The sequence below is a fragment of the Sphingomonas sp. genome (assembly GCF_035910975.1).
GTDB lineage: Bacteria > Pseudomonadota > Alphaproteobacteria > Sphingomonadales > Sphingomonadaceae > Sphingomonas.
The window spans coordinates 1,022,929-1,036,501 of record NZ_JAMHWM010000029.1; the positions used below are offsets into that span (position 1 = coordinate 1,022,929).

General features: G+C 67.7%; 14 protein-coding genes and 1 tRNA gene. 6 read left to right on the top strand and 9 right to left on the bottom strand.

Translation table 11 applies throughout. The annotated features are described in order from the left end of the window. Position 1: 1 nt before the first annotated feature. The 9 genes from VYI76_RS11340 to VYI76_RS11380 form a co-directional block, all read right to left on the bottom strand. Positions 2 to 1,021 carry a glycosyltransferase family 4 protein gene (locus VYI76_RS11340; protein WP_326525101.1) on the bottom strand — a complete coding sequence of 340 codons (1,020 nt, stop codon included), beginning with the start codon at positions 1,019 to 1,021 and terminating at the stop codon, positions 2 to 4. Further along, positions 1,021 to 1,893, bottom strand: coding sequence for a UDP-2,3-diacylglucosamine diphosphatase (locus VYI76_RS11345; protein ID WP_326524851.1), 873 nt, complete (start codon positions 1,891 to 1,893; stop codon positions 1,021 to 1,023). The genes VYI76_RS11340 and VYI76_RS11345 overlap by 1 nt, the downstream gene beginning before the upstream one ends. Positions 1,894 to 1,985: 92 nt before the next feature. Continuing rightward, positions 1,986 to 2,597, bottom strand: a complete 612-nt coding sequence (locus VYI76_RS11350; protein ID WP_326524852.1) for a glutathione S-transferase family protein — start codon at positions 2,595 to 2,597, stop codon at positions 1,986 to 1,988. Continuing rightward, complete coding sequence (locus VYI76_RS11355; RefSeq protein ID WP_326524853.1) at positions 2,594 to 4,321, bottom strand: flotillin family protein; 1,728 nt, start codon at positions 4,319 to 4,321, stop codon at positions 2,594 to 2,596. Before VYI76_RS11355 ends, VYI76_RS11350 begins: the two co-directional genes overlap by 4 nt. A 12-nt stretch (positions 4,322 to 4,333) precedes the next feature. Continuing rightward, complete coding sequence (locus VYI76_RS11360; protein ID WP_326524854.1) at positions 4,334 to 4,936, bottom strand: YqiJ family protein; 603 nt, start codon at positions 4,934 to 4,936, stop codon at positions 4,334 to 4,336. A gap of 75 nt (positions 4,937 to 5,011) precedes the next feature. After that, complete coding sequence (locus VYI76_RS11365) at positions 5,012 to 5,305, bottom strand: hypothetical protein (protein WP_326524855.1); 294 nt, start codon at positions 5,303 to 5,305, stop codon at positions 5,012 to 5,014. Positions 5,306 to 5,572: 267 nt separating this feature from the next. Beyond that, positions 5,573 to 6,055, bottom strand: a complete 483-nt coding sequence (locus VYI76_RS11370; RefSeq protein ID WP_326525102.1) for a DUF192 domain-containing protein — start codon at positions 6,053 to 6,055, stop codon at positions 5,573 to 5,575. An 11-nt stretch (positions 6,056 to 6,066) separates the two neighbouring features. Next, the gene (locus VYI76_RS11375; protein ID WP_326524856.1) at positions 6,067 to 6,609 is read right to left on the bottom strand and encodes a cold-shock protein; all 543 of its coding nucleotides are present in this window, start codon (positions 6,607 to 6,609) and stop codon (positions 6,067 to 6,069) included. Between the two features lie 122 nt (positions 6,610 to 6,731). Further along, positions 6,732 to 7,250 (bottom strand): regulatory protein RecX, encoded by a 519-nt coding sequence (locus VYI76_RS11380; RefSeq protein WP_326524857.1) that lies wholly within the window; start codon positions 7,248 to 7,250, stop codon positions 6,732 to 6,734. Positions 7,251 to 7,421: 171 nt separating this feature from the next. Between VYI76_RS11380 and VYI76_RS11385 the strand changes: the two genes are divergently transcribed. From VYI76_RS11385 to nusG, 6 genes are all read left to right on the top strand, one after another. After that, a complete protein-coding gene (locus VYI76_RS11385; RefSeq protein ID WP_326524858.1) occupies positions 7,422 to 9,197 on the top strand; it encodes a fatty acyl-AMP ligase in 1,776 nt (591 codons plus the stop codon). A 141-nt stretch (positions 9,198 to 9,338) separates the two neighbouring features. Beyond that, positions 9,339 to 9,830, top strand: a complete 492-nt coding sequence (locus VYI76_RS11390) for a hypothetical protein (RefSeq protein WP_326524859.1) — start codon at positions 9,339 to 9,341, stop codon at positions 9,828 to 9,830. Positions 9,831 to 9,957: 127 nt separating this feature from the next. Next, positions 9,958 to 12,318, top strand: coding sequence for a putative bifunctional diguanylate cyclase/phosphodiesterase (locus tag VYI76_RS11395; protein WP_326525103.1), 2,361 nt, complete (start codon positions 9,958 to 9,960; stop codon positions 12,316 to 12,318). Positions 12,319 to 12,375: 57 nt separating this feature from the next. Further along, a tRNA-Trp gene (locus tag VYI76_RS11400) sits at positions 12,376 to 12,452 on the top strand. Between the two features lie 247 nt (positions 12,453 to 12,699). After that, positions 12,700 to 12,897: a preprotein translocase subunit SecE gene (gene secE / locus VYI76_RS11405; RefSeq protein ID WP_326524860.1), complete on the top strand. Its 198-nt coding sequence runs from the start codon at positions 12,700 to 12,702 to the stop codon at positions 12,895 to 12,897. Positions 12,898 to 12,907: 10 nt separating this feature from the next. Beyond that, entirely contained in the window at positions 12,908 to 13,444 is a 537-nt protein-coding gene (gene nusG, locus VYI76_RS11410; protein WP_326524861.1) for a transcription termination/antitermination protein NusG, read from the top strand. The last annotated feature ends 129 nt before the right edge of the window (positions 13,445 to 13,573 follow it).

Consider the following 13,573-nt stretch of genomic DNA (forward strand, 5'->3'; position numbering starts at 1 on the left):
ATCAGGCCGCCCGTGCGATCGCCGCCGGAACCAGCCCTGCCAGGAACTGCCGGGCGCTGGCGGCCCAGGTGAAGCCCGCGGCATGGTCCGCGCAGGCCGCGCGGTCGCAGGTCAGGGCAGCGGCGATCGCCGCATCCAGATCGGCGTCCATCGCGCCGACATCCGGGGTCAGTACGTCGATCGGGCCGGCCACCGGATAGGCGGCGACCGGCGTGCCGCAGGCCATCGCCTCGATCATCACCAGCCCGAAGGTATCGGTGCGGCTGGGGAAGACGAGCACGTCCGCCGCTGCATAGGCGCCGGCCAGCGCCTGACCGAACAGCGCCCCCATGAAGATCGCGTCCGGGAAGCGCGCTTCGAGCCCGGCGCGTGCCGGGCCGTCGCCCACGACGATCCGGGTGCCCGGATGCCCGCTTTCCAGGAAGGCGGCGATATTCTTTTCCACCGCGACCCGGCCGACGCAGAGCTGGATCGGCCGCGGCAGATGAAGCAGCGCGGGATGCGGCGCGACGCCGGGATGGAAGGCGGCGAGATCGACGCCGCGCCCCCAGTGCGCGGCATGATGCAGGCCGTGCGCCGCCAGCGTCGCGCGGATCGACGGGGTCGAGGTGAGGATCGCCGCCGCGGGGGCGTGAAACCAGCGGATGTAGCGCCAGATCCACTCCGCCGGAATCCCGGTCCGCGCCGATACATAGTCGGGGAACTGGGTATGATAGGCGGTCGTGAAGGTCTGCCGCCGCGCCAGGCACCAGCCGCGCGCGGCGAGGCACAATGGCCCTTCGGTCGCGAGGTGCACCGCATCCGCGCCGAATTCCGCCAGCATCGCGCCGACCGTCGATCGCCGCGCGAAGGCCAGACGGATTTCGGGATAGGTCGGACACGGCATCGACGCGAAACGATCGGGCGACACGATCAGGACGGCATGGCCCATCGCCTCCAGTTCGGCGCGCACCGCCGTCAGCGTGCGCACCACGCCGTTGACCTGCGGCGCCCAGGCGTCGGTGACGATCGCTATGCGCATCACGCCGCCAGGGCTACGACCGTAGCCGCCTCGCGCGCGGCGATCTCTTCGGCCCAGTGGAGCAACTCCATGCGGCCGTCGTGATGCTCGACCAGCGCGGTGCAGCCCTCCACCCAGTCGCCGTCGTTGTAATAGGCGATCCCGCCAATCTCGCGGATCTCGGCGGTGTGGATGTGCCCCGCGACGACGCCGTCGACGCCGCGCCGCCCCGCCGCTTCCGCGACGACATCCTCAAAGCGCGAGATGAACTCGACCGACTTCTTGACGCGGTGCTTGGCGTGCTTGCTGAGCGACCAATAGGGCAGGCCCGCGCGGCGGCGATAGGCGTTGACCCAGCGGTTCGCCCACAGCGCCAGTCCATAGGCCGCGTCGCCCAGATGCGCGAGCCAGCGGTGCGACAGCATGATCGCGTCGAATTCGTCGCCGTGCAGCACCAGCAGGCGGCGGCCGTCGGCGGTCTCGTGGATCGCCTGGCGCCGGATCGAGACACCGCCGAAGCTCAGCCCGGTAAACTGGCGGAACATCTCGTCGTGGTTGCCGGGGATGTAGACGATGCGGGTGCCGCGCTTCGCCCGTTTCAGGATGCGCCACACGATGTCGTTGTGCGCATCGGGCCAGTAGAATTTCCGCTTGAGCCGCCAGCCGTCGATGATGTCGCCGACGAGGTACAGAGTATCGCTGTCGACATGGTCGAGGAAGTCGATCAGCAGTTCGGCGTTGCAGCCGCGCGTGCCGAGATGGACGTCGGAAATCCAGATCGTGCGGTAGCGCCGCCGCGCGACGTCGCGTTCCGGCGTGCGGGGCCGCGAATTGGCGAAATCGGCGATGCTCGATACGTCGCCGTCGAAAGGAAACGTCAGGATTCCGCTCATGGCTCACCCCCTGCCGGTCGGTCCTGGGGCGGCAATGCCTTGGCGATGTTACGCTTTTATGCGGACGCCGTCATCGCACCGTCATGATCGCGTCAGAAATTTGGCACCCCGGGCAGCGATGCCACCCGGCGAAGCCATGCCTGCACCGCGGGATAGCGGTCGAGATCGAAGCCGCCCTCTCCTGCCCGCGCGGTATAGGGATAGAGCGCGATGTCGGCGAGCGTCACGCCGTCGCCGACGAACCAGTCGCGGGCGACGAGATGTTCGTCCATCAGCGCCAGAGCCGCGTCGCCGGCCGCCCGCTTGCCGTCGAGCTGCGCGGCCTGCGCGGCGGAGAGGTTGTCGAGCCCGACCCATCCGGTCCAGAACCTGAGCGTCGCCACGTTCGGCTCGTGATTATATTGTTCCCAGAACATCCAGCGCAGCATGTCGGCGCGGTCGAAGGCCTCCGCCGGGACCAGCGCGGTGCCATCGGCCAGATAGACACACGCCGCATTGCTTTCGGGCAGGAAGCGGTCGCCGACCTGCAGCACCGGAATCCGGCCGTTGGGGTTGACGGTCGCGAGGAACTGCGGCGTCCGCGTCTTGCCCTTCACGATGTCATATTCGCGCCGCTCGATCGCGCGCCCGGCGAGCGCGGCGGTGGCGCGGATCTTCCAGCAATTCCCCGACGCCGCATATTCATGCAGGATCAGCGTGGTCACGCCGCCCCGCCCTTCCTTTCCTGGGCCGGCTTCGAGGGCTTGACGAGATCGGCGGCCGATTTCGGCACCGATGCCGCTGCCGCGCCCGACACCAGGCTTTCGAGCGACCCGCCGTCAAAGCCCAGTTCCTTCATCAGCCCGTCGATCACCGGCGCCTGCGCGCGGTAGCGCAGCGCCGCGCTGACGGCGGAGCTGGCGAGGTTCCGGTCGCCGCCATCGCCAGCGCCCGCTTCGGCGGTGGCGGCGGTGCCGCCCTGTCCGGTCAGGCCGTCGACCTGCACGATGCGGATGCTGTCGATCGCCTCCATCGGCTTGGCCGCCTCGCGCACCACCTCGGGCAGCACCTTGAGCAGCGCGAGCTTGGTCTGGAGCGAGATCTGGTCGGACGACAGCAGGTTCGCCGCCTCGTTCACCGCACGCTGACCGGCGGCCTCCACCTCGAAACGGACGCGGTCGGCCTCGGCACGAAGCTTGGCGGCCTCCGCCTCGCCCTCCGCGACCAGCCGCACCGCCTCCGCACGGTCAGCGGCGGCGGCCTTCTCCGCCTCGGCCTGGACGCGCAGGCCGATCGCGGCGCGTTCCGCCTCGCGCGCGGCGTCGATCAGTTCGATCCGCTTGGTACGTTCGGCGATCTCGGCATCGCGGGCGGTGACCACCTCTTCCTCGGCCACCACGGCTTCGGCGCGGGCGCGATCGGCCTCGGCCTTGGCCTGGCTTTCCTCACGGCTCTTGTTCTGCACCGCGATCTGCTGTTCCTGCCGGGCAAGTTCGAGCGCCTGGGTCTGCGCTATCTGAGCCTCCTTAACGGCGCGATCGGCCTCGATCTGCTGGCTGTCGACCAGCTTCTTGGCCTCGATCCGTGCCTGATCGGATTCCTGAGAGCGCAGCGCCTGCTCGCGCGCGACCTCGGCGGCCTGCACCGCGCGCCGCATCTCGACCTCGCGTTCCTGTTCCAGCCGGGCGAATTCGGTATCGCGGCTGATGAGGAACGACTGGCGCTGCGCCTCCAGGTTCTTGCTCTCGATCTGGACGCGGGTATCCTGCTCGATGTCGTTGCGCGCCTTCTTGCGCAGTTCGATCTGCTCGGTCAGCTTGGTGAGACCCTCGGCGTCGAACGCGTTGTTGGCGTTGAAATGCTCGATCGACGTCTGGTCGAGCCCGGTCAGGGAGACCGATTCGAGTTCCAGCCCGTTCATCGCCAGATCGACCGATGACACCTGCTGCACCTTCTGGACGAAATCGCTGCGCTGCTCGTGGAGCTGGGCCATCGTCATCCCGGCGGCGACCGATCGCAACGCGTCAACGAACTTGCCCTCGACCAGTTCCTTCAGCGCGTCGGGGTTCATCGTGCGCATGCCCAATGTCTGCGCGGCGATCGCGATCGATTGCGCGTCGGGGCGCACCCGCACGTAGAATTCGGCCTTCACATCGATGCGCAGCCGATCGAGCGTGATGAGTGCGTCCATGTTCTTGCGCTCGACCGCCAGGCGCACGGTGTTCATGTTGACCGGCATCGTTTCGTGGAACACCGGCAGCACCAGCGCGCCGCCGTTGATGACGACCTTTTCGCCGCCCAGCCCGGTGCGGACAAAGCCGATCTCCTTCGACGCGCGGCGATAGAGGCGCGCGAGGATCAGCCCGAGCACCAGCAGCGTGCCGAGTCCGATGCCGGCATAGATCAGATAGGGGATCATCGAGCTTCCCTGCGTCGCGACTTCATTCATTCGGCATCATCCTCAAAGCGTCGGCAGGCGGTGGTCGCCGCGGGTGATCGCGCGGAAGGCGTCGCCTTCGCGGCGGACGAGCAGGACGGTTTCGCCCTCCTCGAAAGACTGGCCGGGATTGTCGGGCTCGACCATCACGAAATGGGGCTGGCCGTGGCGATCCTCCGCGCGGGCGCGGGCCGGCGATCCCGGCGTCGCGCGGCCGGTGACGATCACCGCGCCGCGCCCTATCAGGTCCTCGATATCGATCGCCGTCGTATGATCGCGCGGCAGGACGCGGCCCAGCAGCCGCGCCGCGATGCCAGTCACCGGCAGCGCGACAACGGCGGCGGCGGGCCCGGCGAGCCACAGCGGCTGGAGCGTGCCCAACAGATCGGCCGACAGCTGCTGCCCGACCAGCCCGATCAGCCCGAAGGCGGCGAGATAGACGACCAGCAGCATCAGCAGCGGCAACCGCCCGACGCCAAGCCACGCGAGCGGCGCGGCGTCGATGTCGGCATCCGCGCCCACGTCGAAATCGCCGAGCCCGATCAACTGGACGACGCCGATCAACACGGTCAGCAGGATCGCGGCGGAAAAGAGGACGTTCGGCGCCGCACCCAGGAATTCAAGCAATTTGCCCCTCCGATTCGTCGGGAGGATAGGGGCGGCGCGGCGACGCCTCCAGAGGAATCGGGAGGGCCCGCGCCGCTATCGCGGCTGCCCCTCGACGGTGTTGACGTCGGCGGCCGGCGGTGCGCTGGGCGCGACGCCCAGTTCGGCCAGCGGCTCGTTGGCAGTGACGTTGGCGACCGGGCCGGTCGTCATGTTGGCGACGACATCTGGCTTGGCCGCGCCGATCGCAGTGACCGGCGGCTCGTCGCTGGCATAGTTGAACACCGCGCTGGCCACGCCGATCAGCAGGATGACCGCCGCCAGGCCGGTCATCGCCACCCGCACACGCTGCATCGACTGGGACGCTTCGGAACTGTTGGTATCTGGCACTGTGGCAGAAATGTAACGCAAGACCCACGCGCTGTCGAGCCGTTGCTTGGTGGTGGAGCGGGACATAGAGATTGGGACCGGGTCACGTTTACCGATTGGGGCAGCGCGGCTACATCGCAAGGATCTGGACCCAGGACCCAGGCCGGCTCATCGTCAACCCGATCCACCAGATGACGGGGCTGAACAGCTAACGCCGTTTCTCATGTCAGCGATTGAAACGTTTGCCGAGCCGCCGCTGCAGAGCAGACATTCGCTCAGCCCACGCCCCTACCGCGGCCACTCCACCTTGTCGCCCTCGCCGATCCCCAGCTCCGCCGCGCGGCCGCCCAGGATTTCCAGCACCGCCGCGACCGGCTCGCCGCTGGGGATCGGATCGCGCGAGAATGGGACGGTGTTCTCCGCGATCCGCGCGATCGTGCCGTCGGCGCGGATGTAGACGATGTCGAGCGAGGTCGGCGTGTTCTCCATCCAGAAGCTCGCCTCGCGCGGGGGGCCGCCCTCGGGTGGATAGGGCGCGAACAACATGCCGCCGTCCTTCGCGATATCGGTGCGGTACATCAGCCCGCGCTGCTGTTCGGCGGCGGTCTTCGCCACCTCGACCCTGAAGGCGTGCGCGGCGCTCGCCGTGCGGATGGTGACGGTGACCTGCCCGGCCTGCGCGCCCTGCGTCGCGGCGGCATCGCCGCCTTTGCACCCCGCGCTCGCCAGCACCAGCCCGAGCGCGACGAACGCCGCCGGCACGATCCGCATAGCCATCGATCCTATTCCTTCTCGACCGCGACCGCGAGCGGCCCCTTCTCGCCCTCGACGATGCGAACGCGCATGCGGTCGTCGGGCTCAGCTTCGTCGATGCCGGCGCGGCGCAGCGTTTCCATGTGGACGAACACGTCGCCCGGCACCGCGTCGCGGATCAGGAAGCCATAGCCCTTCAGCCGGTTGAACCATTTGACGGTCGCGCCCTCGAACGGGCCGGCGTTCTCCACCGCCTTCAGCCGGTCGATCCGGTCGCCGCCGGCGCGCCCGCGCACAGGCTCTATCGCGGAGGACAGGTCGATCGACAGGATCGCGTTGGCCTGGACGCCGCGCTCGCGCCGCACCGTCTCGCACACCACGCGCGCGCCTTCGGGCAGGCTGCGGCGACCGTGATCGTGGAGGACGGAGAAATGGACGAGGATATCGCCGACCAAAGGATCATCGGCGACGACGAACCCGAAACCGCGCGTGACGTCGAACCATTTGACGACACCGCCGTGGACGTCGGACGCGGCGTGTTCAATCGCGGCGCCGGTGGCCAGATCCGCCACGACTTCGCTTCGACCTTCGCCGGACTCACGCAACTCTGTACGCATCCTACTTCCCCCGGATGCACATCTAACACACAGCGGCCAAAGCCTGCAAAGTCTTTGGTCTGCCCCCGATCCGGCGGTTATGGCTCGTTCTGATCCAGATCGTCGGCGGTCAGCGCCAGGATTCGGCGGCTGCGGTCGATGTCATGGCCGGCGCGCAGCATCGCGGCGAAGGCGCGCGCCTGTGCGTCACGGTCCATGGCCACGCGGGCGAAGGGGCCGATCCGGCGGCGGCGGGCGAAAGCGAGCGCGCTGGCCTCTGCCGCTTCGTCGTCGAGCGTCGCCCGATCCTCCTCGGCGATTCCCGCCGCGTGCATCGCCAGTGCAATCCGCCGCGCGCCCAGCCCGCGCCGGCCCATCGCCGCCGCTCGCGATTCAGCGAAGCCGCGGTCGTCGATGTAGTGCAGCTCCGCCATCCGCTCGGCCAGCGCGGCGACATCGGCCTCCCCCTCCCCCGCCCAGCCGCGTTCGCGCAGCTTGCGGTTCAGGTAATCGCGCAACCTGCCCCGCGTTGTCGCATATCGTTCGACATAACGCAGCGCGAGCCGCTCCAGCGCGGCGCTCTCCAGCGGTGTCGGCGGTCGGCGATCACGGGGCATGCGCCATGATTGTGCCACAGTGGGAACCGAATTTGAACGCCGGGACGGAGCAGGGCGAAGCGTTGACGTGCGCGTGACCGACCGTATCGGGACCGCGCGGGAGCGATTTTGCACGGCTCCGGATACGAGACCGGACAATTGGGCCGGATATAAGGGACGCGAGAACGATCGATGATTTCGGCTGATCTGGCCAAGGATGCGGACACCGCACTGGCGCCGACCCCGACCGAGGACGCGCAACCGCGCCGCTTCGCCGACTTCGCGACGCTGGGCGACGCGCTGGATTATGCCGCGAACGGCGATCGCGGGCTGAACTTTCACGACGCGCGCGGCGCGCTGACGCGGCCCTATCCGTTTGCCGAACTGCGCGAAGATGCGCTGGCGATGGCGCGACGGCTGGTGGCGATGGGCGTGCGGCCACAGGATCGCATCGCGCTGATCGCGGAGACGGCGCCGGAATTCGCCTCGCTGTTCTTCGGCACGATCTACGCCGGTGCCTGGCCGGTGCCGCTGCCCCTGCCGACCAGCTTCGGCGGGTCGCAGTCGTACATCGATCAGTTGCGCGTCCAGCTCGACAGCTGCGATCCGAAGCTGCTGTTCTTCCCCGCCGAGCTGGAGGCGATGTGCGGCGAGGCGGCGCGTGTCGCGCGCGTCGATGGCCTGTCGTTCGAGGCGCTGGCGGAACGCGCCGCGCCGGCCGTCGAACTGCCACGGGCCGGCACCGACGACATCGCCTATCTGCAATATTCCAGCGGATCGACCCGTTTCCCGCATGGCGTTGCGATCACCCACCACGCGCTGCTCAACAATCTCGCCGCGCACGCCCACGGCATGAAGCTGGAACCGGCCGATCGCTGCATATCCTGGCTGCCCTGGTATCACGACATGGGGCTGGTCGGCTGCTTCCTGTCGCCGGTCGCCAACCAGGTCTCGACCGATTACCTGAAGACCGAGGATTTCGCACGACGCCCGCTCGCCTGGCTCGACCTCATCAGTCGCAATCCGGGGACATCGCTCAGCTATTCGCCAACCTTCGGCTACGATATTTGCGCGCGGCGCATGTCGAGCCAGACCAAGGCGAGCGACCGGTTCGACCTGTCGCGCTGGCGCGTGGCGGGGAACGGCGCCGACATGATCCGGCCGGACGTGATGCAGTCGTTCGTCGACGCGTTCGCCGACGCGGGCTTCAAGGCCAGCGCGTTCCTGCCCAGCTATGGCCTCGCCGAGGCGACGCTGGCGGTCTCGATCATGCCGCCGGGCGAAGGGATCATCGTCGAGCTGGTCGAGGAAACCCAGCTGTCCGGCGTCGCCGCGGGCGAGGACAGGCCGCAGCGCTTCCGCGCGATCGTCAACTGCGGCAAGCCGGTACGCGACATGACGGTCGAGGTGCGCGAGGAGGACGGCACGCCGCTCCCCGAACGCGCCGTCGGCAAGGTGTGGTGCAAAGGGCCGAGCGTGATGGTCGGCTATTTCCGCGATCAGGCGGCGACCGACGCGTGCATGACGCCCGACCCTGCCGGCGCCGGCGTCTGGCTCGACACAGGCGACATGGGGTATCTCAGCGACGGCTATCTCTACATCGTCGGCCGCGCCAAGGACATGATCATCGTCAACGGCCGCAATCATTGGCCGCAGGACATCGAATGGGCGGTCGAGCAGCTGCCCGGCTTCAAGCAGGGCGACATCGCCGCCTTCGCGATCACCACGCCGGGCGGCGAGGAAACGCCGGCGGTGCTGGTGCAATGCCGCACATCGGACGACGACGAGCGCGTCCGCCTGCGCGATGCCATCCGCGAGCGGGTGCGCGCGGTGACTGGAATGCACTGCGTCGTCGAACTGGTGCCACCGCGCACCCTGCCGCGCACGTCGTCGGGCAAGCTGAGCCGGGCCAAGGCGCGCAACTTGTACCTGACGGGCGAGATCAAGCCTTACGCGATCGCGGCGTGATCGTGCCCGGATTTGCGTGAGCAAATCCGGGACCCGACACACACACACGGGCAGCGGGGCGGCGCAGCCGTCCCGTCTGACGGGCGCGGTGCCGGTCCTATCGCTCAATTGCGGATATTCGGCCTCGCGCTACAAAGAGGAATGGGGGACACTCTCAACTGGCTCGATGAAGTGGTTGTCCTGAATGAGAGCCGCGACGAGAACGTCCCGGGCGATGTCTCGATCTATCGCAGTGAAGGCGAGGCTTTCTCCAAAATCGAAGATTGGTGGATAGAGAATGGCGAAGGCTTTGCCTTCACCGCCACCGGTGTACGCTTGGTCTTGGGGGTCGATGGCGGCGTCGCGACCGTGATTTGTCGAGAACAGTGCGCCGATGGCCAGGCTATCGTTCTGAATTGGTTGCAAGCACTTGCGCAGACGACCCTGGCGGCGCGTAACCGGGCAGCCCAAGGTCAAGGGGCCATTCTCAGCCAAGCCGAGGAAGACGGAGCTTTGCCGACAAGCGTCGAAGGCCTGATTGGTTATATCGGCTTTCCGTGGGTGGCTCCCCGCAACCGGTTCATGCCCGGCTGCACCGTGTTGTCAGCGCTCATTGCGTTGTTTGCGGCGGTCGTCCTGGTGAAGCTGCTCTAACATTCGCTTCCACCCCAATCCCCGCCCCGCGGTCAGCCGAGGCGAGTCCGCGATTTGCTCGCGCCAATCGCCGGCAGCCCGCTCCTAACCATCCGTCAACCTCCGCTCCCTAAACCGCCTCCCCGTGATCGCGTCGCCACCCACCTCTCAATTCGCGGCCCCGCGCATCGACGCGCGGGCGCTGCTCGGCCTCTATGATCCTGCCGATGCGACCGACTGGGCGCCGATTCGGGCGGCGCAGATGAACGCGGGCTCGCAGCTCGCGCTGTTCATGCTCGGCGCCAATCTGATCGGTGCCGCCCTGGTGGTGATGATCTTCGCGCAGGCCGCGCCGCTGTGGCAGATCGCGGGATGGAGCGTGCTGCTCGGCGTCGTCGCGACGGCGGTCGCCGTGCGGCGCCTCGCCTCGCGCCATCGCACCGCCAGCGACGCCAGCCTGTCCGACGTCCGCGACACCTTCATCGACGGCATCGCGCTCGGCGCGGTCTGGTCGGTCGCGCCGCTCCTGTTCGGCACCGATTCGGATCACGGCGCGCTGCTGGGCCTGTACAGCGTGCTCGCGGTGCTGATGGCATCGGCAGCGGTCGCGATGGCCGCGTTGCCGCTCGCGACGCTGCTGTTCCTCGGCATCGTGGGCGGCGCGACCACCGCGTCGTTCATCGTCATGGGGCTGGAGAGCGTCGCGGCGACCACCACGCTGTTCACCGTGCTGTTGATGATCGGCTGTTTCGCGCGCGGCCGCGCCCTTGTGGTCATTCGCGCGGGCGAGATCGCGCTCGCCGAGCGTGACGAGACGGTCAGTCTGCTGCTGCGCGAGACCGAGCAGGAGAATAATGCCGACTGGCTATGGGAGATCGACGCGCAGCGTCGCGTGGTGCGCGCCAGCCCGCGTTTCGCCCGGTCGATCGGCGTCGATCCCAATTCGATCAACGGCCGCGGCTTTCTGGAGATCCTTGCCGGCCCCACCTGGGAGGCGGGGAATTTCGCGGGCGGCCTGCGCGACCTGGCCGGCAAGCTGAAGGCGCGCGAGGCGTTCCGCGACCTGTTGCTGCCTGTCTATGTCGATGGCGAGGAACGCTGGTGGGAAATGTCGGCGAGCCCCCGCATCGCCGAGGATCGCGGCTTCATCGGCTTCCGCGGCGTCGGATCGGACGTGACGGAGCGCCGCGCGTCGGCCGACAAGATCACCCGCATGGCGCGCTACGACACGCTCACCGGGCTGCCCAACCGCCTGCTGATCCACGAATCGCTTGGCCACGCGATGGCCGAGGCCGAGAAATGGGGCTCGCGCTGCGGCTTCATGATGATCGACCTCGATCGGTTCAAGGCGGTCAACGACACGCTTGGCCATCCGGTCGGCGACCGGCTGCTCGGCCGCGTATCGGAACGCCTGAAGCTGTTGATGACCGACAATGAGATGATCGGCCGGCTGGGCGGCGACGAGTTCGCGGTCGTCATCCGTGACGCGTCCGACAGTACCGCCATTGAGCAGCTCGCCCGCACGATCATCACCTCGCTCAGCGAGCCCTATGACGTCGATCAGTACACGCTCTACATCGGCGCGTCGGTCGGCGTCGCGGTCGGTCCGCGCGACGGGCGCACGCCGGAAATGCTGATCCGCTCGGCCGATCTCGCGCTCTATCGTTCAAAGGATGCCGGCGGCGGCACCTTCCACGCCTATGAGCCGCATCTCCACCTGCAGGCCGAGGAACGCCGCGTGCTGGAAATTGCGCTGCGCGGCGCACTGGACAAGAACGAACTGCACCTCGTCTACCAGCCGGTGGTCGATGCCGGCACCGGCCTGCTGACCGGATTCGAGGCACTGCTGCGCTGGACCCACCCCGAACTGGGCCCGATCAGTCCGGGCAAGTTCGTGCCGCTGGCCGAGGACGCCCGGCTGATCGTGCCGATCGGCGAATGGGTGCTGCGCACAGCCTGCGACGAGGCGGTGCGCTGGAGTTCCGACGTGCGCGTCGCGGTCAACGTCTCGGCCGAACAGCTTCACGATCCGGGCTATGTCACGGTCGTCGCCCAGGCGCTGGCGCAATCCGGCCTGCCCGCCAACCGGCTGGAGCTGGAAGTGACCGAGAGCGTCTTCATGCGCGAGGGCACGAATGCGACCAGGACCCTCGAGCGGCTGCTCGACCTCGGCATTCGCCTCAGCCTCGACGATTTCGGGACGGGCTATTCCTCGCTGGGCTATCTCAGCCGCACGCGCTTTTCGACGATCAAGATCGACCGCAGCTTCGTCCAGGGCGCATCGAAGGGCGTGAAGGAAGCGCTGGCGATCATCCGCGCGGTGGTCGCGCTGGCGCAGTCGCTGGGCATGGCGACGACGGCCGAGGGCGTGGAGACGGAAGACGAACATCTGATGGTCCAGCAGCTCGGCTGTACGAAGGTACAGGGCTTTTATTTCGGCCGCCCCCTGCCCGTCGCGGAGGCGCGTGCGCTGGCGGTCGATCCGGCCAGCACCGCGCGGGCGGCGTAACCCGGCCGATTCCCCGTTGCCCCCCGCGGCCCGGATCGCTACATCGCCGATCCGCACAGGGGCGTAGCTCAGCTGGTTAGAGCGTCGGTCTCCAAAACCGAAGGCCCTCGGTTCGAATCCGAGCGCCCCTGCCACGCCGAGCGCGGCAGAGCCTGCGCGAACGGCCGGCGGACGCGGCATCGCCGCGATCCACGTCACGGGATTTACTCCCGTGACGGCTCCCTCCCGATCCTGCCCCCTCCCCGCTTGCGCACCGCCCGCGCACTCGCTAGATACCCGGCCCAATCCTACAGCGTGGATGGACTGGCCGGTTCCCGAAAAGGGACCGGGCAGAGAGCCCATGTCCGCTGAAAGGCAACGATTTTTGAAGCGAGGCCAGCAGTGGCGAAGATCAGCCCCGTCGAGTTCATCAACCAGGTGAAGGCAGAGACCAAGAAGGTCGTGTGGCCCACGGGCAAGGAAACCTGGATGACCGGCGTCATGGTGATGATCATGACGACGCTGCTCGCGCTGTTCTTCCTGGGCGTCGACAGCGTGTTCCGCACGATCGTCGATTTCCTTCTCGGCATGGCGAAATAAGGGGTTAGCAATGGCGCGCTGGTACATCATCCACGCCTATTCGGGTTTCGAGAACAAGGTTCGCGACCAGATCCTGTCCGACGCGACGCGCCTGGGCCTGGAACAGCTGGTCGAGGCGGTCGAGGTTCCCGTGGAAACCGTCACCGAGGTGCGCCGCGGCAAGAAGGTGCAGTCGGAACGCAAGTTCTTCCCCGGCTATGTCCTCGCCAAGCTGGCGATGACCGACGACGTCTACCACCTCGTCAAGAACACGCCGAAGGTGACCGGCTTCCTCGGATCGTCGGGCAAGCCCCAGCCGATCAGCGAGGCCGAGGCCGCGCGCATCCTCAACACCAAGGAGGAAGCCGCCGCCGCGCCCAAGCAGCAGATCAAGGTCGATTACGAGATCGGCGATTCGGTCAAGGTGCTGGACGGTCCGTTCGCGACGTTCAACGGCCTGGTCGAGGAACTCGATTTCGACAAGGGCAAGGTCAAGGTCGCGGTGTCGATCTTCGGCCGCGCGACGCCTGTGGAGCTGGAGTTCGAGCAGGTCGAACGCTCGAAGTGAGCAACGCTCACGTCCGCACGTAAATAGCGGCGCTATTTACGAGACGGGCGAGCGACGGCTGGCGGCGCGCCAGCGCCGACCGACGAGGCGCCGAATTCACTTCGGCGCCGCCGCCCCTAACAAGATTTG